This window comes from Polaribacter sp. YIW18 (assembly GCF_057219325.1).
On record NZ_JBXVVE010000007.1, the window covers coordinates 21716 to 41485 of the forward strand.

Below are 19770 nucleotides of genomic sequence, written 5' to 3' on the forward strand. Positions count from 1 at the left end.
TATGAGTGATGTAAAAATAGCGGTTATTGGCCTAGGTTATGTAGGTTTGCCATTAGCAAGATTGTTTGCTACCAAGTATTGTGTGGTTGGCTTTGATGTAAATACGACAAGAGTTTTAGATTTAAATAAGGGTGTAGATAAAACCTTAGAGGTTTCTAAAGAAAACTTAGAGGCGGTTTTAAAAAGTAATAATGATGATCAAAACGGTCTTTATTGCACCTCAGATTTAACAGAAATAGCCACTTGTAACTATTATATTATTACAGTACCTACACCCGTAGATAAAAACAATAGACCTGTTTTAACACCATTAATAAAGGCTAGCGAAACTGTTGGGGCTGTTCTAAAAAAGAATGACATCGTTATTTATGAATCTACAGTGTATCCAGGAGCAACAGAAGAAGATTGTGTGCCGATTTTAGAGTTAAAATCTGGATTGAAATTCAATAAAGATTTTTATGTGGGGTATTCACCAGAAAGAATGAATCCAGGTGATAAAAAACATACCGTAGATAAAATCTTAAAAGTAACCTCAGGTTCTACCAAAGAAACAGGTGTAAGAGTGGATGATTTGTATAAATCTGTTATTACTGCTGGTACACATTTAGCACCCACAATAAAAGTGGCAGAAGCCGCTAAAGTGATCGAGAATTCTCAAAGAGATATTAATATTGCTTTTGTTAATGAGTTGGCCAAGATTTTTAATCTAATGGATATTAATACCCAAGATGTATTAGAAGCTGCTGGGACAAAATGGAATTTCTTACCCTTTAAACCAGGCTTGGTTGGTGGGCACTGTATTGGTGTAGATCCTTATTACTTAGCACAAAAAGCGCAGGAATATGGTTATCATCCAGAAATAATTTTAGCAGGAAGAAGAGTGAATGATAGTATGGGTAGGTATGTTGCTTCAGAAGTAGCAAAACTAATGATAAAAGAAGGTGTTGAGGTTAAAAATGCTGAGGTTCTAATCTTAGGAATCACTTTTAAAGAAAACTGTCCAGATGTTAGAAATACAAAAGCGGTAGATGTAGTAAATGAATTAATAGATTTTGGTACAAATGTTACCATTTATGATCCTTCAGCAGACCCAAAAGAAGTTGCTAAAGAATATAATTTAGAGGCTCAACAAACCCTCCCGAATAAAAAATTTGATGCCATTGTATTAACCGTTTCACATAGTGAATTTAAAGATTTGAATTTAAATCTCTTAAAGAAAGAAAAGGCTGTGGTGTATGATGTAAAAAACTTTTTCTCATCAGAGAAAGTTGAAAAATATTTATAAGAAATGAAAAATTTTGCACTAATAGGAGCGGCAGGTTATATAGCTCCAAGACATTTAAAAGCGATTAAAGACACCAACAACAATTTAATTGCTGCGTTAGATAAATTCGATTCTGTGGGGATGATAGATAGCTATTTTCCGAACGCAGACTTTTTTGTTGAATTTGAAAGATTTGATAGATACATAGAAAAAATTAAGAGAAATCATATTTCTTTAGATTATGTGAGTATTTGCACGCCAAACTATTTGCACGATTCTCACATAAGAATGGCTTTAAGAAGAGGTGCAGTTGCAATTTGTGAAAAACCAATTGTTTTAAACCCTTGGAATATAGATGCTTTAGCAGATATCGAAAAAGAGTCTCAAGGTAAAATAAACACCATTTTACAACTCAGATTGCATGAATCTATCCTCCAATTAAAGGAAAAAGTAGTTTCGCAAAACAAAAAAGAAAAGTACGATATAGATTTAACCTATATTACCTCAAGAGGTAAATGGTATGATATTTCATGGAAAGGGGATGAAAGTAAGTCGGGTGGTATTGCAACAAATATAGGCGTTCATTTTTATGATATGCTTTCTTGGATTTTTGGAGATGTTCAAGAAAATATTGTGCATTTAAGAGAAAAACATAAAGCCTCGGGCTATCTAGAGTTTGAAAACGCAAGAGTTCGATGGTTTTTGTCTATTGATGAAAATGATTTGCCAAACAATGTAAAAGAAAAGCAGCAAAGAACGTTTAGGTCGATTACCGTTGATGGAGAAGAGCTAGAGTTTAGCAAAGGTTTTACAGAACTGCATACAGAAAGTTATAAAAAAATATTAGCAGGGGAAGGTTACGGATTAGAGGAGGTTAAAAAATCTATAGAAATAGTTTACAATATTAGAAATAATAAAATTTTAAAAACAGGGGAAAAACACCCCTTTTTAATCTAAATTAAAAAAAAACTAAATTTGCATATTATGAGTGTAAAGAAAAAAGCCATCATTGTTTCTGGATATTTTAACCCAATTCACAAAGGCCATATAGAATATTTTAACAATGCGAAAGCCTTAGCAGACGAACTATTTGTAATTGTTAATAACGATTTGCAAAGAGGTTTAAAAGGCTCTAAAGAGTTTCAAAAAGAAGAAGAGCGCTTGTTTATTGTAAAAAATATAAAAGCAGTAGATAAAGCTATTTTATCAATAGATAAAGATAGAACCGTTTGTAAATCCATAGCGTTAATTGCAAAAAACTATGGAGATCAGTATGCGTTAGGTTTTGCAAATGGAGGAGATCAAAATAACGACTCTATACCAGAAGCACCTATTTGTAAAGAATTAGGAATAGAATTAATAGATGGATTAGGAGACAAAGTTCAATCTTCTTCTTGGTTGCTGAACAAACGATGATCGATTACCGTTTACCGTCCATCGTTTATCGATCATCGACCAACCAAAATCGAACAACGACCATCGACCAACGAAAATCGAACAACGAATAAAGAAAACGAATAAAAAAAAACAAACATGAAAATTGGAATAACATTTAGCGCTTTTGATTTATTGCATGCAGGACATATCAAAATGTTAGAAGAGGCAAAAAGACAATGTGACTATTTAATTTGTGGTCTGCAAACAGATCCAACTTTAGACAGGCCCGATAAAAACAGACCTGTACAATCTGTAGTGGAAAGATATATACAGTTAAAAGGCTGCAAATATGTAGATGAGATTGTGCCTTATGCAACAGAACAAGATTTGGAAGATGTATTGCGCTCTTTTAAAATAGATGTAAGAGTTATTGGCGATGAATACGCAAGTAAGCAATTTACAGGGAGACATTATTGTGAAGAAAAAGGTATAGAATTATACTTTAATAAAAGAGAACACCGATTTTCGAGTACTGTTTTAAGAAAAGAAGTACAGGAAAAAGAAAATTTAAAAAGAAAAGATAAGTAGGGGAATCGTTTTTCGTTTTTCGATATTCGTTTTTCGATGTTCATTTCTCGTTCATTGTTTTTCGATGTTCGTTTTTCGATGTTCGTTTCTCGTTTCTTGAAATACGAAACACCAACAGGGAAATATAAACAACAATGTAAGCCTTGGCTTAAAAATAGATAAATAATTATGAATATAGCGGTTATTGGTGCTGGCTATGTAGGTTTAGTATCTGGTACCTGTTTTGCAGAAATGGGTAACAAGGTTACTTGTGTTGATGTTGATCAATATAAAATTGAAAAATTAAAACAAGGTATTGTACCTATTTTCGAACCTGGTTTAGAGCAAATGGTTTCGAAAAATATAAAAAATAAGAACCTTTTTTTTACAACAAATTTAGGTGTTGCCATTGCTGATTCACAAATCGTTTTTATTGCTGTAGGTACCCCTATGGGTGATGATGGTTCTGCAGATTTGCAATATGTGTTAGCGGTTGCTAAATCTATTGGAGAAACCATGCAAAAAAGACTCATTATTGTAGATAAGTCTACCGTACCTATTGGTACTGCAGATAAGGTAAAAGCTACTATTCAGGATGAATTAGATAAAAGAAATGTTAGTTTAGAATTTGATGTGGTATCCAATCCAGAATTTTTAAAAGAAGGAGCCGCTATCGATGATTTTATGAAACCAGATCGCGTAGTAATTGGGGCAGATTCAGACCATGCTTTTGAGTCGATGAAACAATTGTATTCCCCTTTTTTTAGAACACATGATCGTTTTATAACCATGGATATTCGCTCAGCAGAAATGACAAAATATGCTGCCAACACTATGTTAGCAACAAAAATTTCATTTATGAATGAAATCGCAAATATTTGTGAAAAAGTTGGAGCAGATGTGAATAAAGTACGAATCGGTATTGGTTCTGATAAAAGAATTGGGTATAGTTTTATTTATCCTGGAACTGGTTATGGAGGATCTTGTTTTCCAAAGGATGTAAAGGCACTGAAAAAAATAGCAGAAGAGCATGGGTATAATGCAAATTTAATTACTTCTGTAGAAAATGTAAATGATGCACAAAAATTAGTAATTGCAAATAAAGTGATTGCAAGGTTTGGAGAGAATTTAAAGGGGAAAACATTTGGTTTGTGGGGATTAGCCTTTAAGCCAGGTACCGATGATATGCGTGAAGCACCCTCTATTTACGTAGTGAAAGAATTGGTAAAAAGAGGCGCGAAAATAAAAGCCTACGATCCAAAAGCTATCGAAGAAGCAAAAGAATTTTATTTAAAAGGAATTAAAGAGGTTAGTTACTATAGTTCTAAATATGAGGTATTAAAAGATTCGGAAGCATTGATTTTATTAACAGAATGGAAAGAATTTAGATCTCCAGATTTTGAAGAAATAAAAACCCAATTGAAAATGCCTGTTATTTTTGATGGTAGAAATCAATACAATGCATTTAACTTAGAGGCAAAAGGCTTTGAATATTTTCAAATAGGGAAATAAAAAACAATCATCGATTACCGTTTATCGTCAACCGTTTATCGACCAACGAAAATCGACCAACGAATAACGAACAACGGCCATCGAATAACAAAACACGAAACACATACAACGTGAATAAAAATACAAAAATATACATTGCAGGTCATAAAGGTATGGTGGGTTCTGCAGTATGGAGAGCATTAGTATCAAAAGGGTATTCTAATTTAATTGGAAAAACTAGTGCCGAATTGGATCTCAGAAATCAACAAGCAGTTACTGAATTTTATAAAAAAGAACAACCTGAAGTAGTCATCGACGCTGCAGCAAAAGTTGGAGGTATTTTAGCAAATAATGATTATCCCTATCAATTTTTGATGGAGAATATGCAAATTCAAAATAATTTGATAGATGGTGCTTACAAAGCAGGCATTGAGAAATTTATTTTTCTAGGAAGTTCCTGTATTTATCCGAAGTTTGCACCACAACCTTTAAAAGAAGAATACCTACTAACGGATTCTTTAGAACCTACGAATGAATGGTATGCTATTGCAAAAATTACGGGAGTAAAAGCTTGTCAAGCAATTCGTAAACAATACAACAAAGACTTCGTTAGTTTAATGCCAACCAACTTATATGGTTCTTTTGATAATTTTGATTTGCAGTCCTCGCACGTATTGCCAGCAATGCTGCGTAAATTTCATGAAGCAAAACTCAATAATCATTCAGATGTAACGTTATGGGGTAGTGGAACCCCCATGCGAGAGTTTTTGTATGTAGATGACATGGCAGAAGCGGTAGTGTATGCTTTAGAAAATAATTTACCAGAATATTTGTATAATATAGGTACAGGAGAGGATATTACCATTAAAGAACTGGCAGCAACCATTCAAAGAGTCATTGGGCACCAAGGGAAAATTCTTTGGGATGCCGGTAAACCGGATGGTACGCCAAGAAAACTAATGGATGTTTCTAAAATGGCAGCAATTGGATGGGAGTATTCAACAGCGTTAGAAGATGGTATACAGAAAACTTATGAATGGTTTTTAGAAAATATAGAAAATATTAAAGAAGTGAAGTTATCGAAGACTTTGTTGAAGACTTGGACTTTGACGTAGACCATGACTAAGACGATGACTTTGACGTAGACGATGACTTGGATGAAGAAGAAGACTTTGACGAAAACGATGACTTTGACGTAGACGATGACTTTGACGAAAACAATTACCTAAATAAAGAATTTGAGAGATTTTAGAAAATATGATATTTGGAAAGATAGTATGGAGCTTGTTGATTCCGTTTATACGTTTGTAGAAGTTTTTCCTACTACTGAAAAATATGGACTGCGTTCTCAAATAACACGATCTGCAGTTTCAATTCCTTCTAATATTGCAGAAGGAGCATCTAGAAATTCAGAAAAGGATTTTGCAAGGTTTTTAGAAATAGCATTAGGGTCAGCTTTTGAATTAGAAACACAATTAATCATAGCTGAAAGAAGAAATTACATGTCAAAATCTCATTTAGAGGAAAGTGTTTTAAAGCTAAATAGTTTACAGAAAAGGCTGTATGCATTAAGAAGAAAAATTATAAATTAAAAGACTATGACTATGACTATTACTTAGACGTAGACTATAACTAGGACTATGACTATGACTTGGACTTAGATTAAGACTAGTAAAGGTCTAAGTCAAAGTCACAGTTAAAATCTAAGTCAAAGTCAAGGTCTAAGTCAAGCTTAAGTTTAACGTCAAGGTTAAACAAAGTTTAGGACAACATTATAAAAAAAACATGAAAGTAGCATTAATTACAGGAATAACAGGGCAAGATGGTTCTTATTTAGCAGAACTATTATTAGAAAAAGGCTATATGGTGCATGGTATTAAAAGAAGATCATCCCTTTTTAATACAGATCGAATTGATCATTTATATCAAGATCCTCATGACCCTAATCAACGGCTAAAATTGCATTATGGTGATTTGACAGATTCTATGAATTTGACAAGAATCATTCAAGAGTGCCAACCCGATGAAATTTATAATTTAGGGGCCATGTCTCATGTAAAAGTGTCTTTTGATATGCCAGAATACGTTGGACAAGTAGATGGTTTAGGGACTTTACGAATATTAGAAGCCGTTCGTATTTTAGGATTAGAAAAGAAAACAAGAATTTATCAAGCTTCTACTTCTGAACTATTTGGAGGAATGCCAGAGAATAAAAATGACAAAGGGTTTTATGATGAAAATTCACCATTATATCCACGTTCTCCTTACGGTGTTGCTAAAATTTATGGGTTTTGGATTACGAAGAATTATCGTGAAGCCTATAACATGTTTGCATGTAACGGAATTTTATTTAATCACGAATCTCCAAGAAGAGGTGAAACGTTTGTAACAAGAAAAATTACTAGAGCCGTAGCAAAAATTGCACTTGGGTTACAAGACAAATTCTATTTAGGGAATTTAGACGCTAAAAGAGACTGGGGACATGCTAAGGATTATGTGCGTATGATGTGGATGATTTTACAGGCAGAAGAACCAGAAGATTGGGTAATCGCTACCGGAGTTACCACTACCGTTCGTGATTTTGTGCGTATGGCTTTTGGTGAAGTTGGGATAGCACTCGAATTTGAAGGAGAAGGTGTTCACGAGACCGCTGTTGTAAAAAGCATCAACCAAGAGAGATATCAACAAGCAACATCCATCGACTATCGTTTATCTTACATCGATGATCGTTTATCGTCTATCGTTTATCGTCAACCGTTTACCGACCATCGAACAACGAAAATCGAACAACGAACAACGAACAACGAAAATCGAACAGCCTCTAACGATTCACGAAAAACGGCCAACGACAAACGAAAAGCGGTCAACAAAAAACAACCCACTATAGGGCAAGAAGTCCTTTCTGTTGATCCTGCTTACTTTCGTCCAACAGAAGTAGATTTATTATTAGGAGATCCTACAAAAGCAAAAGAAAAGTTAGGTTGGGTACCAGAACATGATTTAGCCTCTTTGGTAAAAGACATGATGGAGAGCGATGTGAAGTTGATGCAAAAAGATGTTGACTTGCTAAAAGCGGGGCATGAGATTTTGAAGCAAGTCGAGTAGCATCATAAATACAAATAATTTATAAAAAATTGAAATGAAGCAACACTTAAAAATAAGCAACCTTATATGAGTACAGTAGCTGCTAAACATTGGTTTGTTGTGTATACCAAACCCAGAAATGAGTTAAAAGTACTCGAAAGACTTTTAGGGATCGGGATTGTTGCGTATACCCCTTTTAAAACCGAGTTGAGAAAGTGGTCTGATAGAAAGAAAAAAGTGAAAGTGCCCTTATTGCCCTCTATGGTTTTAGTCTATTTAGAAGAAAAAGAAACTGCTAAGGTATTTGAAATATCTGGGGTGGTACGTTATCTATTTGAAAACGGCCAGCGTGCTATTGTAAGTGCGCAAGAAGTTGAGGCAATGAAAGCTTATCAAGCCGATGTTTATATTGATAAAGCAAAACAAATAGCGCCAGGAGATACCCTTGAAGTGCCTACCCTTTTACAAACTGGCGAGGTATTACAGATACAAGGTAAAACTTGTATTGCCCGCTTACAAAAGTTAGGGGCAATTGTGCGTTTTAAAATCTCTTAAACCCTTACTTAAAAAGAGATTACTTTAAAAAAAAATAGTTAATAAAAAAAAAATGAGTACTTTTGTTACTCGTTAAAAAAAATATGCTAAATCATCTTATTTCTTCTAAAACTCGTATTCGCCTATTGGTGCGGTTTTTTATTGATGCAAGTAGGCGAGGACATTTAAGAGGTTTGGCAACAGAGTTAGACGAAAACACCAATGCCATTCGTAAGGAGCTAAATAACTTAACGGAAGCAGGTTACCTTATCAAAGAGCATGCAGGGAATAAGGTGGAATATAGAACCAATATTTCGCATTCTTTTTTTAATACGCTACAACAATTGGTAAACAAGTATGTAGGCGTTGATCAAATTATATTACAGGTTTTGGAAAAAATGGGAGCCGTAACGCGTATTTTTCTAATGGGAAGCTATGCAAAAGGTATTGAATCTGATACGATTTCGATTGTGGTAGAAGGTCCTAATTTGAATGAAGAGTACCTAAATTTCTTGTCAAAAAAGTTGACCAAGGAATTGAATAAAACCGTTCTTATTACCACAACTGTTTTGTTTGAAGAGCAAGGCTTGTTGGTGTTTGAACATTGATAGCCCTTTTTGGGGTGTTTTTATATGCTTACTGCGTTTCACAGGTGTGTGACTCGTGCGGCGAAGCCGTTGAAAAAATAAAGATGACCATAGAAAAAATGGTATTTTTGCAATAAAAATAAATAAGCTGACTACCGGTGGTAGTCGAGAAAAATATTAATTCAGATGAATATTAGAAGAATTGCAGAAGAAGTATTTGAAATAGAATCAAGAGAAATTGCAAACCTTTCAACCTTATTAACTATTGATTTTGAAAATGCAGTAAAATCAATTATCAGTAGTAAAGGTAAGCTTATAATATCTGGAATGGGGAAGTCAGGAATTGTTGGTAAAAAGATTGCAGCAACCTTGGCTAGCACAGGTACACCAAGTTTTTTTTTACATCCGGGTGAAGCATACCATGGAGATCTTGGAATGGTTGAAAAAGAGGACATAGTCCTTCTAATTTCAAATTCTGGAGAAACAGATGAAGTTTTAAAAATAATTCCATTTTTAAAACACCAGAAAAATACAATAATTTCAATGAGCGGTAATCCAGATTCCTCATTGGCAAAAAACACTAATTTCCATTTAAATATTTCTGTTAATGTTGAAGCTTGTCCTTTACAATTAGCACCAACTTCTTCTACAACATCAACTATGGTAATGGGCGATGCATTAGCTGTAGCGTTGATGAAGCTGAGAGATTTTAAAGATGTTAATTTTGCTAGATTTCATCCAGGAGGAAGTCTTGGGAAAAGACTTCTTCAAAATGTTAGTAATGTTATGAAAAAGGATTCATTACCAATAATAGCCCCAAATGAATCTATTAAAAAGGTGATTAATGTTCTAAGTTCTGGTAATTGTGGATTAGTGGTTGTAGTCAATGATAATACTATTGTTGGTGTAATTTCTGATGGAGATATTAGAAGAGCAATGGAATCTGATGAAACAAATTTCTTTAAATTAATAGCATTGGATATTATGACTAAGGAACCCCTTACGGTTTTGGAAACCACAAAATTGAAAATTGCAGGTGATTTAATGTTTTCAAAAAAAATAAATTCTTTAATAGTTAAAAATGATAAAGGTTTATTGGTAGGAATTGTACAGTCTTATGATTTAGGTCTTTAATTAAATGAAAAAGATAATCGTAATTCCAGCAAGGATATCCTCAACTAGATTACCAAATAAAGTACTCCTAGATTTAAAAGGTAAGACAATATTACAAAGAGTTTATGAGCAGTGTCTTAAAGTTAATGGGGTAGTTGTATTTATTGCCACCGACAGTCTAAAAGTAAAAAAGAGCTGCTTAGAATATACACAAAATGTTATCATGACTAGTGTGGAACATAAATCTGGAACTGATAGAATTACAGAAGCTATTAATGGTTTAAATTTTGAGGCTGTAATCAATGTACAAGGTGACGAACCATTTATAAGTCCTTTATTGATTGAGGAGTTGTTTAGAGAGTTAGAGGCTAAAAAAGTAAAAGTGGTGACTGCCTGTGAAAGGTTGTTAACTTCTGAGGAACTATTTGATCCTAATGTTGTTAAAGTGGTTAAAGACAATGAAAATAATGCATTATATTTCTCAAGATCATGTATTCCACATATTAGAGACAATAGTCAATTATTGATTGATGAAAAGAAATTTTTTGAAAGTGCAGTTTTTTATAAACATGTTGGTATTTACGGGTATAAAAAAGATTTTCTAACAAAATACTCAAGCCTAGAGAATAGTAATTTAGAGAAACTAGAAATGTTAGAACAGCTTAGAATTTTGGAAAGTGGATTTAAAATTAAAATATTAGAAACAAAATTTAAATCTATTGGCATAGATACTGAGGATGATTATCAAAAAGCATTAAAAATGATAGAACATGGTATTTAATAATGACACTAATAATAAAGCTCTGAAAATTAAAGCTTTTCTATTAGATGTAGATGGAGTTTTGACAGATGGTAGTATTATTTATGATGACAATGGTCTTGAGTATAAAAAATTTAATGTTAAAGATGGGCAAATAATCTCTCATTTGAAAAAGTTAAATTTTAATATTGGAGTTATTACTGGGAGAAACTCAAAAGTAGTAAAAAACAGGTGTGACGAACTTAAAATAGACTTCCACAAACATGGTGTTAAGGATAAAAACATAGAATACCAGAATTTTAAAAAAACCTATAATTTAAAGGATGAAAATATCCTTTACATAGGAGACGATATTATCGATCTAACAATTTTAACAAAGTGTGGTATAAGTGTTACTCCTAATGATGCTAGAAGTTATATGAAAGAAAACGTAGATATTATTACTAATTCCAAAGGAGGCGAAGGAGTTTTTAGAGATGTTGCAGATTACGTATTAGAAAAGCAGAATTTACTAAATAATATAATTGAAAATTTAAAAAGATAAAGAAAAATGATTTTACAAAGCATACCCAATATTAAAAATACAGATAGTAATAATTTCTTTTTGCTATCTGGCCCTTGTGCCATTGAGAGTGAAGAAATGGCTCTAAGGATAGCAGAGAAAGTAGTAAAAATCACGGATGCTTTAAAAATACCATATATATTTAAGGGTAGTTTTAAGAAGGCTAATAGAAGTAGGATTGACAGTTTTACAGGAATTGGTGATGAAAAAGCCTTAAAAATTTTGAAAAAAGTATCTGATACTTTTGGAATACCAACAGTAACTGATATTCATGAAATTTCTGACGCCGAAAAAGCTGCTGAGTATGTTGATGTTTTGCAAATTCCTGCCTTTTTAGTTCGTCAGACGGATTTAGTTGTAGCAGCAGCAAAAACAGGAAAAGTTGTAAATCTGAAGAAAGGACAGTTTATGAGTCCTGCAGCTATGAAGCATGCTGTTCAAAAAGTCAAAGATGCAGGTAGTAATAAAGCATGGATTACGGATAGGGGTACAATGTTTGGCTACCAAGACATGGTTGTCGATTTTAGAGGGATTCCTGAAATGCGTGAGTTTGCTCCAACAATATTAGATGTTACTCATTCACTTCAGCAACCAAACCAGACTATTGGAGTAACTGGAGGAAGACCTGAAATGATCGAGACAATTGCTAGAGCAGGAATAGTTAATAATGTAGATGGGTTATTTATAGAGACCCATTTTGATCCAGAAAATGCAAAAAGTGATGGGGCTAACATGCTTCATCTAGATGACTTAGAAAATTTGCTTAATAATTTAGTGAAAATTAGAAGGACTATTAATGAAATGAATAAAAATCAATTTTGAGAAATTTAATTTTAAAATTAGATAATTTAGTTGTTAAAAATGCACTCTTTTTTTATTTACAACAATTTGTAAATTACCTTTTACCTTTTTTAATAACTATAATATTAAATCGTCGATTGGGTGCTAATTCTTTTAGTACAATAGCCATTAGTCAATCTTTACTAGCTTACTTAATTATTATAACTGAGTTTGGTTTTAATTTGAAATCGACGAAAGATATTTCCAAAACTAACAGGGGTGATGAAAGGGAGATTTTTATAAAAACAGTATCTCTAAAGAGCGTTATTTTTTTATTCGTCATTACTTTCTATGTAATACTAATTTTTAATAATAGTACTTATGAAAATATAACAAGTTTCTTACTTATAAATATTATTACTCTTTTTGCCAGCGTTTTTAATCCTTTTTTTCTTCTACATGGAAAGCAAAAGTTAAAGTCTTATACAATAGCATTAATTTTTTCTAAATTACTACATTTCTTAATAATTGGTTTATTTTTATTGAATAACGAAAAAATTTTAATTTTTCAGTACAGCTTATCTTTTACTTCGCTAGGTTTAAGTTTTTATTTATTTTATAAAATAAGAAATGAGTTAAAATTAAAATTAAATGATTTTCATATCGATTTTATTTACTTTAAGAAAAACATTCCTTTTTTTTTATCTAGACTAAGTTCTATGGGGGTTGGTAATTTTTTTACAGTTTTATCTAGTTTTATATTTCCATTAAAATATGTTACTTTTTTTTATGTTATAGAAAAAATAGTTTCAGTAGGTAGTAAATTAATGCTGCCATTGCAGGAGGCTCTTTTTCCGGCAATGAGTAAAAAATTTAATTTCAGGACTTTTAGGAAGCTGTTTTTATTAAGTGTAATATTCAGCGTATTAATATTTTTGACAATCTTTTTATTTAAAGGGGTTATTTCTGAAATATTTTTTGACCAAAATGAGACTGTTTTCACTACTGGATTAGCTATAATGCTATTTTCAATCCCGTTTTCTACAATGTACATGATGCTTGGCAGTCCATTTCTTGTGGCTTTGGGCGAATATAAAATATTTACCTATTCGAGCTATTTAGGTTTATTTATAACTGTTTTGGCATCTATTGTTATTTATAGTATTGACCTATATTCAATTGAATTTAAATTTTATTTTCTAATGGGGGTGTTCGGTGTAATCAAATTTATACAGTTTTTGTATAGACTATATTTTGCAAAAAAAATTATTTCACAATGGAAAATCACTTAATGATAATTTGGCATAACGGCCTACGATTTGAGGACAAATTACTTTCAACAATTAACAATAGTTCTCTAAAAATCAAAAGAAAAAAAAAGATAAAATGGGCTAAAGAAAATTTTAGAAAAAACTTATATCGTTTGTACGGAAATAAACTGCCTAAAAACTCAAGTAAAGAAGACTATTGTGGTTTCGGCTCTTTTTTGGTTATCGAGTTATTGGACGAAGCCCCTCGTTATTATTTAAGAAAGACCTCTTCTGGTCATTTCTTTGTTAATACAAATATTTTTGACTTAAAAAGTAAATTACGAACTATCACAGGTGGTGGTCATTTAATCCATGCTACTGACAATTTAATTGAAAGTAATCATCAGTTAATGTTGTTTTTTAATAATATAAAAAATAATAAGGTGCATGAATTTCCAAGTTATAATTGCTGGGATTGTCTAAAAGATTTTTTCAATTTTATTAATGGTTTAAATTTAAAATATGTTTATCTAAGAAATTATGATGACCTCGAGAATGTAGTTAATTCCATACACCCAGATGTTGATTTGCTTGTAGAAGATATAGAAACTTTTGTTAGGCTAACTGGAGTTATAAAAGATAATAGAGATAAACATAGAGTCAAGTATTATATTCATGTTAAAGGTAAGAGAATTGATTTTGATTTAAGGAGTTATGGTGATAATTATTATGATCTTAAGTGGCAACATAACATGATAAAAACAAGAGTTTTTAAAAAAGGAATTTACGTTTTGAATTTAGAAAATCATTTTTATTCTTTACTATATCATGCTCTAATTCATAAAAGATTTATATCCAAAGATTATTGCTTGAAAATAAATGATTTAGCCAACCAGTTAGATGGAAATTTAAATAACATTATTTTAGAGGATTTACACATAAAAACATTAAATAACTTTATAATTGAAAATAATTACAAAATTTTATCACCAAAAGATTTGAGTGTTTATTTTAATTATACTATTAAATTTTTTGAATATGAAAAAATTCCGTTTGATAGAAAAACAAAAATTCAGTACCTTAAAATTTTATCATTTGCTTCAAAACTTAAAAAGAAAATTATCAAAAATAGTTAGAAATTCGCTTTTATATATATCTGCAATAATACAAATAAAAAGAGATCTTGTTGATCTTAATCTATCTCAATTAAAACCATTTAAAATTATTAGTTGGCACCATGGATTTATGTATTTCAAAGGTTACTTGAATAATACAAAGGTTTTCATCAAAGTCGATACTAAATATTTTTTATTAGCCAATGAGATCAGAATCAGAGAGATCTTCAGTAAAAATTTAGATTTCACTAAGTTACTTCTCTATAAAAAGGGCAGATACGAGTATTTGTTTTTTGAGTTTATAAAATACGAAACACTGAGTATTGAATTAATTAAAGAAAAGGGAGTTTCTTTTGTTTTATCTGACGTACTTGATAAAATAAAGAAGATTAATAATAAAGGAATATTACACAGAGATATAAAATTAGACAATTTTGTTATTGTTGATAATAAAATAGTTCTAAACGATTATGTCTATTCGATATCAAATAAAATCAAAGGATTTAAAGATGTAGAGTTTAACTTTCAAGGGGTGAGGCTTTTAGAGGATTTAACCAAAAATAATAAACTTTATTGGGATGATATGAGATCCCTTTTTCTAGAGGTGTTGAGAATTTCTAAACATGTTTCTTTTAGCGATCAAGAGGTAAAAGAATTTAAAATGATTATGAATGATATTAAGAAGCAAATTGGTATAAACTATTACAGATATTGAAAATATATATAATTCATACAGGAACAGATTTAATAATTGAAGGTTTAAGTCACTTGCCTAGTGAAGTTAACCTAATTAATGTCAGATTAAAAGGCTTGCCAAGGTATTTAAGAGCAGTTCATCATAAATTAAAACTTCCTTTTTATTATTTCTGGGGTATGTCTTATTTTAAACATATCGAGCCTAATTCACTCATAATTGTTTTTGACTCTTCATTTGCAAGACGTAACTTGAAATTATTGAGAGAAAGATTACCAAATTCAAAAATAGTTTTTTGGTATTGGAACACCGTTGAAGGAGATAAATATTTGGATTTAATACGTTCAACTTGCACAAATATATACTCATTTGACAAATTGGATTGTGAAAAATATAAGTTAAAATTCATTCCTCAATTTTATTGGTATTATGATAATTTAGGTGAAACTAAGGAATTTGATGTTATATTTGTGGGTAATGTTAAAAATAGATTAACAGATATAGAGAATTTATATAGGGAATTAATAGATCTTGGCCTAAATGTATATTTTTATGCAACTAAAACAAATTCTAATGATAAATCTACTATTATAGATTTAAAAGAAAAGGAAATCACATATAATGAGGTTGTGAAATTAATATCTAAATCGAAATGCATTTTGGATATCTCAAAGGAAGGTCAATCTGGGCTATCTTTGAGACCACTTGAGTCTTTGTTTTTTCAAATTAAATTAATAACAAATAATACTCAAATAACCGATTATGATTTTTTTGATGAAAATAACATTTGTATAATCAACGATATGAAGCAAGATTTCAAGTCTTTTTTAAATCTAAAATCAAAAAAGATTTCAAAAAAAATTATAAATAAATATCATATCAAAAATTGGTTGATTCAAATTATTGAAAATGAATCCTTTTAAGTCATCTAATTATTTCTTATTATTATTTATAGTCTTAGATTTATTTAGTTTCTCTGATAACTATAGAGGTTTAAATAGTTATGGTTATTTCTTTATCGTAGTAATATTTATTTTAAATACACTTAATTCCTTAATTTTTAAAAAAATATACAAATTTAACGTACGAAAAATTAGGATTCCAGCAGAGTTAATTTACTTAGTGCTATTCCTTTTTTTCTTAAATATATTAAGTATGCAAAAGCTCCCTCTGTATGAGTTAATTGTGGGAGGTGATACAGATTATAAAGAATACAATTATTTAAGTTTTGTGCATCCCTTATCTTTATCTCTTGCAGTTTATTTGATAATATGCATTGTTTACAACAAAATTTTTTTTGATAGTAGAAAACAGTTTAAATATGCTTTGGTATTATTCACGTTACTTATATTTTTTTTAGGACGAGGTTTAATTGTTATTATTTTACTAACTGTTATATTTCTATTAATATCAAAGTATAGATTGAGGATGAAGAGTGTGATAAAATATATACCAATATTACTATCACTAATTTTTGTTTTTGGCTATTTGGGTAATTTTAGAGGAACAAATGCTAACTCAGATTATGAAGATTCTAAAAAATGGTTTGCTGAGATAGCGGGTGCCAATGAGAATTTTGAAAAAAGTGGATTGCCTGATGAGTTCCTTTGGGTTTATATTTATTCAATAAGTCCTATATATAATTTATCTAATAGTTTTTTGATGAATTCAAGCATCGAAGCTAGTTGGGGTGATTTTATTGTATACAATTTTATTCCACAATCTTTTCAAAATATTATAAACAAGAGAATAGAGAAAAAAGATAAATCTAATTTGATTAGTGATTATTTTAATGTCTCTTCTGAATTTAATCTTCCATACATGCAAAAGGGATTAATTGGTTTGTGCATATATATATTTTTTAAATATTGTATTTTTTGGTTGTTTTTTAGTTTTACCAAGAGGTACAATAGATTATTGATAAGTTCTTTATTTTCAACAATATTTGTCTTATCCTGGTTTTCTAATTTATTTCTACTAGATGCAGCTTTTATACCTTTAGTATTGATGGTAATTAATTTAAAAAATAAATGAATGTAAGTGTTTGTATTGCAACATATAATGGACAGCAATTTATAAAAGATCAAATAAGTTCGGTTTTAAAACAACTATCGGCTAAGGATGAAATCATTATTTCAGATGATGATTCAAATGATTCAACTTTAAAATTGATCAAATCATTTAATGATAGAAGAATAAAAATATTTAATAATAATAAATCCAAAGGTTATACCAACAATTTTATTAATGCTATTGAAAAATCTTCTAATGAATTAATTTTTTTGTGTGATCAAGATGACGTTTGGATAGACAATAAAGTTGATATATGTAGAAAGTATATTTCTGAAGGATACGACATGGTTATTTCTAATGCAGAAGTAGTAGATCAAGATTTAAATATTTTAAGTGATTCTTATTTCAGTACCAGAAATACAAAGTTTGGTTTTTTCAATAATTTAATAAGGGTTGGGTATTTGGGTTGCACCTTAGCTTTTAACAAATCTATTTTAAAAGGATTGTATCCTTTTCCTGAAAACAAGAAGTTAATACCTCATGATTTATGGATTGGAATGTATAGTATGCTTTTTTATAAAGTTAAATGGACTAACATTCCCTTGATTAAATACAGAAGACATTCATCAAATGTCTCTGACGGTGGTTTTGAAGTTTCTAAACTTTCTCTCATAAACAAGTTTAAATTAAGATTTATTTTAATACTAAATTTAATCTACAGAAAACGATGAATTTTATCGATATCCAAAAGTTGAAAAAATTCAAAAATTTGAATTATGATGGTATAAATTATGGTAAAGTAATTGCCGCTAGACTTTATCAAAATAGTTTTTTTGAATTTATAAAATTGCTAATTTTAGGGCTATTATATGACCCTAGCTTTAGCTATGTAAATAAAAATTCTGATATTTTAGTTAGTAAGAATTTTAATTCTAAGAAAAGGAAAGACTACGATTTTATGCATAAGACATTTTTGGAGTGTTTAAAAGAACCAAATTTGATAGTATTCAGTAGATTATTTAAACCTTTACTTTTTCCACTCAATTTATTTAGCTTTTTTCAAAAGTATATTAAAAATAAAACACTAGAAATAAGCACTATCGATAAAATAAAAGTAGCATTATTAGAAAATTATTTTTTAAAATTGAAACATAAACTCGTTAAATTGGAATCATCTTCAACTTTATATGTTTCATTTTGTGATAGCTACTTGGAGGAAAACCTTACTGCTCAATATTTTAATCAACAAGGTCAGACTACTGCTACATTGCAGCATGGTCAATATAGATTAAATAATAAAGGTTTTGAGGGAACTGATTCAGAGGCATATCTAAATTTTGTAAGTACATATATATTCGTTTGGGGAATTAAAACTAGGCAAGAATTTTTAAAGGCTGGAATTAACTCTAATAGAATTATTGTCACTGGAGCTTTGAAGCCTTTTACTGATAATATTAAAATATTAAATAGCAAAAAAGTGAATTCTTTTATTGTTTTTTTAAATGGTGAATCCCATATTCAATCAAATAAAAAAATTCTTAAATTGGCTAATAAGTTTGCTGAAAAGTTTAGTTTTAGTTACACGATTAAACCACATCCAATGAGTCCATTAGATTTCTATATTAAGTTAACTAACAAAGAATTTAGGGGATTTGTTTATGATGAGCTTGATGTATTTAATAACTATTTTGCGTTAGTGCACTCATCAGCAGTATTTTTAGATTTAATGGTAAAGAAATTTCCTTATTTTCATCTTAACGATGAATATTTGGATTCCATCTTTAAAAATGATTATAATAATTTCTCAAATTTGTCAGAACTTAGTTCTTTATACCAGAATTTAATCTCAAATAAAACTGATTTTATTGATAAAATCACAAAAGATTATAAGTTATTTAATGGAGCTACTAATCTTTTAAAAGCTAAACTAGCTTATGAAAATGCAATAAATAATATACTAAATCAAAAATGAAGATAAATAAATTTAAATTTTATGGATTTAACGGATTATTTAAACTTATTTATTTTAAAATAAATACAATTTTATTTTTTCCCAATTCTAGGTTAATTAGACTTCCATTTATTCTTAGAGGTAAAAGATATATAGATTTTGGTTATGGATTAACAACAGGTGTTGGATGTAGATTTGAGGCTTACTATAATTTGAAATCAAAAAAGACTTTAATATTTGGTAAGAATGTTCAATTGAATGATCACGTTCATATAACAGCTATGAATAAGGTTTTTATTGGTGACAATGTTTTAATGGCTAGTAAGCTATATATATCAGACTGTTCGCATGGGTTTTATACAGGAGAAGAAATGGATAGCTCACCAGAACAACATCCTATTGACAGGAGTTATAATATATCAGAAGTTATCATAGAAGATAATGTTTGGTTAGGAGAGTTTGTTTCAGTATTGCCAGGTGTTACAATTGGTAAAGGAGCAATTATTGGATCAAATTCGGTAGTAACAAAAGATATTCCAGCTAATACTATTGCTGTAGGTTCTCCTGCAAAAGTAATTAAGAAGTACAATTTTGAAACAAAAAAATGGGAAAGAATAAAAAAATAAAT

The 19770-nt window shown here is 30.1% G+C and carries 22 protein-coding genes; all 22 read left to right on the forward strand.

The annotated features are described in order from the left end of the window. The first annotated feature begins 1 nt into the window (after position 1). Positions 2 to 1285, forward strand: a complete 1284-nt coding sequence (locus AC2D6T_RS08490; protein WP_484681190.1) for a nucleotide sugar dehydrogenase — start codon at positions 2 to 4, stop codon at positions 1283 to 1285. A gap of 3 nt (positions 1286 to 1288) precedes the next feature. Continuing rightward, on the forward strand, positions 1289 to 2221 hold the full coding sequence (locus AC2D6T_RS08495) for a Gfo/Idh/MocA family protein (RefSeq protein WP_484681191.1): 933 nt from the start codon (positions 1289 to 1291) through the stop codon (positions 2219 to 2221). A 27-nt stretch (positions 2222 to 2248) separates the two neighbouring features. Then, positions 2249 to 2680 (forward strand): adenylyltransferase/cytidyltransferase family protein, encoded by a 432-nt coding sequence (locus AC2D6T_RS08500; protein WP_298948302.1) that lies wholly within the window; start codon positions 2249 to 2251, stop codon positions 2678 to 2680. Positions 2681 to 2797: 117 nt separating this feature from the next. Then, positions 2798 to 3229, forward strand: a complete 432-nt coding sequence (locus AC2D6T_RS08505) for an adenylyltransferase/cytidyltransferase family protein (protein ID WP_298948303.1) — start codon at positions 2798 to 2800, stop codon at positions 3227 to 3229. Positions 3230 to 3397: 168 nt separating this feature from the next. Beyond that, positions 3398 to 4720 (forward strand): UDP-glucose dehydrogenase family protein, encoded by a 1323-nt coding sequence (locus AC2D6T_RS08510; protein ID WP_484681192.1) that lies wholly within the window; start codon positions 3398 to 3400, stop codon positions 4718 to 4720. 110 nt (positions 4721 to 4830) lie between these two features. Further along, positions 4831 to 5814: a GDP-L-fucose synthase family protein gene (locus AC2D6T_RS08515; RefSeq protein WP_484681193.1), complete on the forward strand. Its 984-nt coding sequence runs from the start codon at positions 4831 to 4833 to the stop codon at positions 5812 to 5814. A gap of 123 nt (positions 5815 to 5937) precedes the next feature. Beyond that, positions 5938 to 6291, forward strand: coding sequence for a four helix bundle protein (locus AC2D6T_RS08520; RefSeq protein WP_484681194.1), 354 nt, complete (start codon positions 5938 to 5940; stop codon positions 6289 to 6291). Positions 6292 to 6484: 193 nt separating this feature from the next. After that, the gene (gene gmd / locus AC2D6T_RS08525) at positions 6485 to 7804 is read left to right on the forward strand and encodes a GDP-mannose 4,6-dehydratase (RefSeq protein ID WP_484681195.1); all 1320 of its coding nucleotides are present in this window, start codon (positions 6485 to 6487) and stop codon (positions 7802 to 7804) included. 66 nt (positions 7805 to 7870) lie between these two features. Further along, the gene (locus AC2D6T_RS08530; protein ID WP_484681196.1) at positions 7871 to 8338 is read left to right on the forward strand and encodes a transcription termination/antitermination NusG family protein; all 468 of its coding nucleotides are present in this window, start codon (positions 7871 to 7873) and stop codon (positions 8336 to 8338) included. 128 nt (positions 8339 to 8466) lie between these two features. Continuing rightward, positions 8467 to 8925: an ArsR family transcriptional regulator gene (locus AC2D6T_RS08535; RefSeq protein WP_484681285.1), complete on the forward strand. Its 459-nt coding sequence runs from the start codon at positions 8467 to 8469 to the stop codon at positions 8923 to 8925. 165 nt (positions 8926 to 9090) lie between these two features. Continuing rightward, complete coding sequence (locus AC2D6T_RS08540) at positions 9091 to 10038, forward strand: KpsF/GutQ family sugar-phosphate isomerase (protein WP_484681197.1); 948 nt, start codon at positions 9091 to 9093, stop codon at positions 10036 to 10038. 4 nt (positions 10039 to 10042) lie between these two features. After that, complete coding sequence (kdsB, locus tag AC2D6T_RS08545) at positions 10043 to 10798, forward strand: 3-deoxy-manno-octulosonate cytidylyltransferase (RefSeq protein ID WP_484681198.1); 756 nt, start codon at positions 10043 to 10045, stop codon at positions 10796 to 10798. Beyond that, positions 10788 to 11321 (forward strand): KdsC family phosphatase, encoded by a 534-nt coding sequence (locus tag AC2D6T_RS08550; RefSeq protein WP_484681199.1) that lies wholly within the window; start codon positions 10788 to 10790, stop codon positions 11319 to 11321. Before kdsB ends, AC2D6T_RS08550 begins: the two co-directional genes overlap by 11 nt. 6 nt (positions 11322 to 11327) lie before the next feature. Further along, positions 11328 to 12161 carry a 3-deoxy-8-phosphooctulonate synthase gene (gene kdsA / locus AC2D6T_RS08555; RefSeq protein WP_484681200.1) on the forward strand — a complete coding sequence of 278 codons (834 nt, stop codon included), beginning with the start codon at positions 11328 to 11330 and terminating at the stop codon, positions 12159 to 12161. Beyond that, entirely contained in the window at positions 12158 to 13411 is a 1254-nt protein-coding gene (locus AC2D6T_RS08560; protein ID WP_484681201.1) for an oligosaccharide flippase family protein, read from the forward strand. The genes kdsA and AC2D6T_RS08560 overlap by 4 nt, the downstream gene beginning before the upstream one ends. Then, on the forward strand, positions 13396 to 14505 hold the full coding sequence (locus AC2D6T_RS08565; RefSeq protein ID WP_484681202.1) for a hypothetical protein: 1110 nt from the start codon (positions 13396 to 13398) through the stop codon (positions 14503 to 14505). The genes AC2D6T_RS08560 and AC2D6T_RS08565 overlap by 16 nt, the downstream gene beginning before the upstream one ends. Further along, positions 14465 to 15199, forward strand: coding sequence for a protein kinase family protein (locus AC2D6T_RS08570; RefSeq protein WP_484681203.1), 735 nt, complete (start codon positions 14465 to 14467; stop codon positions 15197 to 15199). The genes AC2D6T_RS08565 and AC2D6T_RS08570 overlap by 41 nt, the downstream gene beginning before the upstream one ends. Then, positions 15196 to 16101, forward strand: coding sequence for a WaaS/CpsH family glycosyltransferase (locus AC2D6T_RS08575; RefSeq protein WP_484681204.1), 906 nt, complete (start codon positions 15196 to 15198; stop codon positions 16099 to 16101). The genes AC2D6T_RS08570 and AC2D6T_RS08575 overlap by 4 nt, the downstream gene beginning before the upstream one ends. Then, the gene (locus AC2D6T_RS08580) at positions 16088 to 17212 is read left to right on the forward strand and encodes a hypothetical protein (RefSeq protein WP_484681205.1); all 1125 of its coding nucleotides are present in this window, start codon (positions 16088 to 16090) and stop codon (positions 17210 to 17212) included. The genes AC2D6T_RS08575 and AC2D6T_RS08580 overlap by 14 nt, the downstream gene beginning before the upstream one ends. Beyond that, entirely contained in the window at positions 17209 to 17922 is a 714-nt protein-coding gene (locus tag AC2D6T_RS08585; protein WP_484681206.1) for a glycosyltransferase, read from the forward strand. Before AC2D6T_RS08580 ends, AC2D6T_RS08585 begins: the two co-directional genes overlap by 4 nt. Then, positions 17919 to 19163: a hypothetical protein gene (locus AC2D6T_RS08590; RefSeq protein ID WP_484681207.1), complete on the forward strand. Its 1245-nt coding sequence runs from the start codon at positions 17919 to 17921 to the stop codon at positions 19161 to 19163. The genes AC2D6T_RS08585 and AC2D6T_RS08590 overlap by 4 nt, the downstream gene beginning before the upstream one ends. After that, on the forward strand, positions 19160 to 19768 hold the full coding sequence (locus AC2D6T_RS08595; RefSeq protein WP_484681208.1) for a DapH/DapD/GlmU-related protein: 609 nt from the start codon (positions 19160 to 19162) through the stop codon (positions 19766 to 19768). Before AC2D6T_RS08590 ends, AC2D6T_RS08595 begins: the two co-directional genes overlap by 4 nt. Positions 19769 to 19770 lie beyond the last annotated feature (2 nt).

Coding starts and splice junctions, on each gene's coding strand:
- kdsA (WP_484681200.1), top strand. CDS start 11,328: ATGATTTTACAAAGCATACCCAATATTAAAAATACAGATAGTAATAAT.
- AC2D6T_RS08550 (WP_484681199.1), top strand. CDS start 10,788: ATGGTATTTAATAATGACACTAATAATAAAGCTCTGAAAATTAAAGCT.
- AC2D6T_RS08490 (WP_484681190.1), top strand. CDS start 2: ATGAGTGATGTAAAAATAGCGGTTATTGGCCTAGGTTATGTAGGTTTG.
- AC2D6T_RS08500 (WP_298948302.1), top strand. CDS start 2,249: ATGAGTGTAAAGAAAAAAGCCATCATTGTTTCTGGATATTTTAACCCA.
- AC2D6T_RS08585 (WP_484681206.1), top strand. CDS start 17,209: ATGAATGTAAGTGTTTGTATTGCAACATATAATGGACAGCAATTTATA.
- AC2D6T_RS08505 (WP_298948303.1), top strand. CDS start 2,798: ATGAAAATTGGAATAACATTTAGCGCTTTTGATTTATTGCATGCAGGA.
- AC2D6T_RS08565 (WP_484681202.1), top strand. CDS start 13,396: ATGGAAAATCACTTAATGATAATTTGGCATAACGGCCTACGATTTGAG.
- AC2D6T_RS08530 (WP_484681196.1), top strand. CDS start 7,871: ATGAGTACAGTAGCTGCTAAACATTGGTTTGTTGTGTATACCAAACCC.
- AC2D6T_RS08595 (WP_484681208.1), top strand. CDS start 19,160: ATGAAGATAAATAAATTTAAATTTTATGGATTTAACGGATTATTTAAA.
- AC2D6T_RS08580 (WP_484681205.1), top strand. CDS start 16,088: ATGAATCCTTTTAAGTCATCTAATTATTTCTTATTATTATTTATAGTC.
- AC2D6T_RS08590 (WP_484681207.1), top strand. CDS start 17,919: ATGAATTTTATCGATATCCAAAAGTTGAAAAAATTCAAAAATTTGAAT.
- AC2D6T_RS08510 (WP_484681192.1), top strand. CDS start 3,398: ATGAATATAGCGGTTATTGGTGCTGGCTATGTAGGTTTAGTATCTGGT.
- AC2D6T_RS08540 (WP_484681197.1), top strand. CDS start 9,091: ATGAATATTAGAAGAATTGCAGAAGAAGTATTTGAAATAGAATCAAGA.
- gmd (WP_484681195.1), top strand. CDS start 6,485: ATGAAAGTAGCATTAATTACAGGAATAACAGGGCAAGATGGTTCTTAT.
- kdsB (WP_484681198.1), top strand. CDS start 10,043: ATGAAAAAGATAATCGTAATTCCAGCAAGGATATCCTCAACTAGATTA.
- AC2D6T_RS08495 (WP_484681191.1), top strand. CDS start 1,289: ATGAAAAATTTTGCACTAATAGGAGCGGCAGGTTATATAGCTCCAAGA.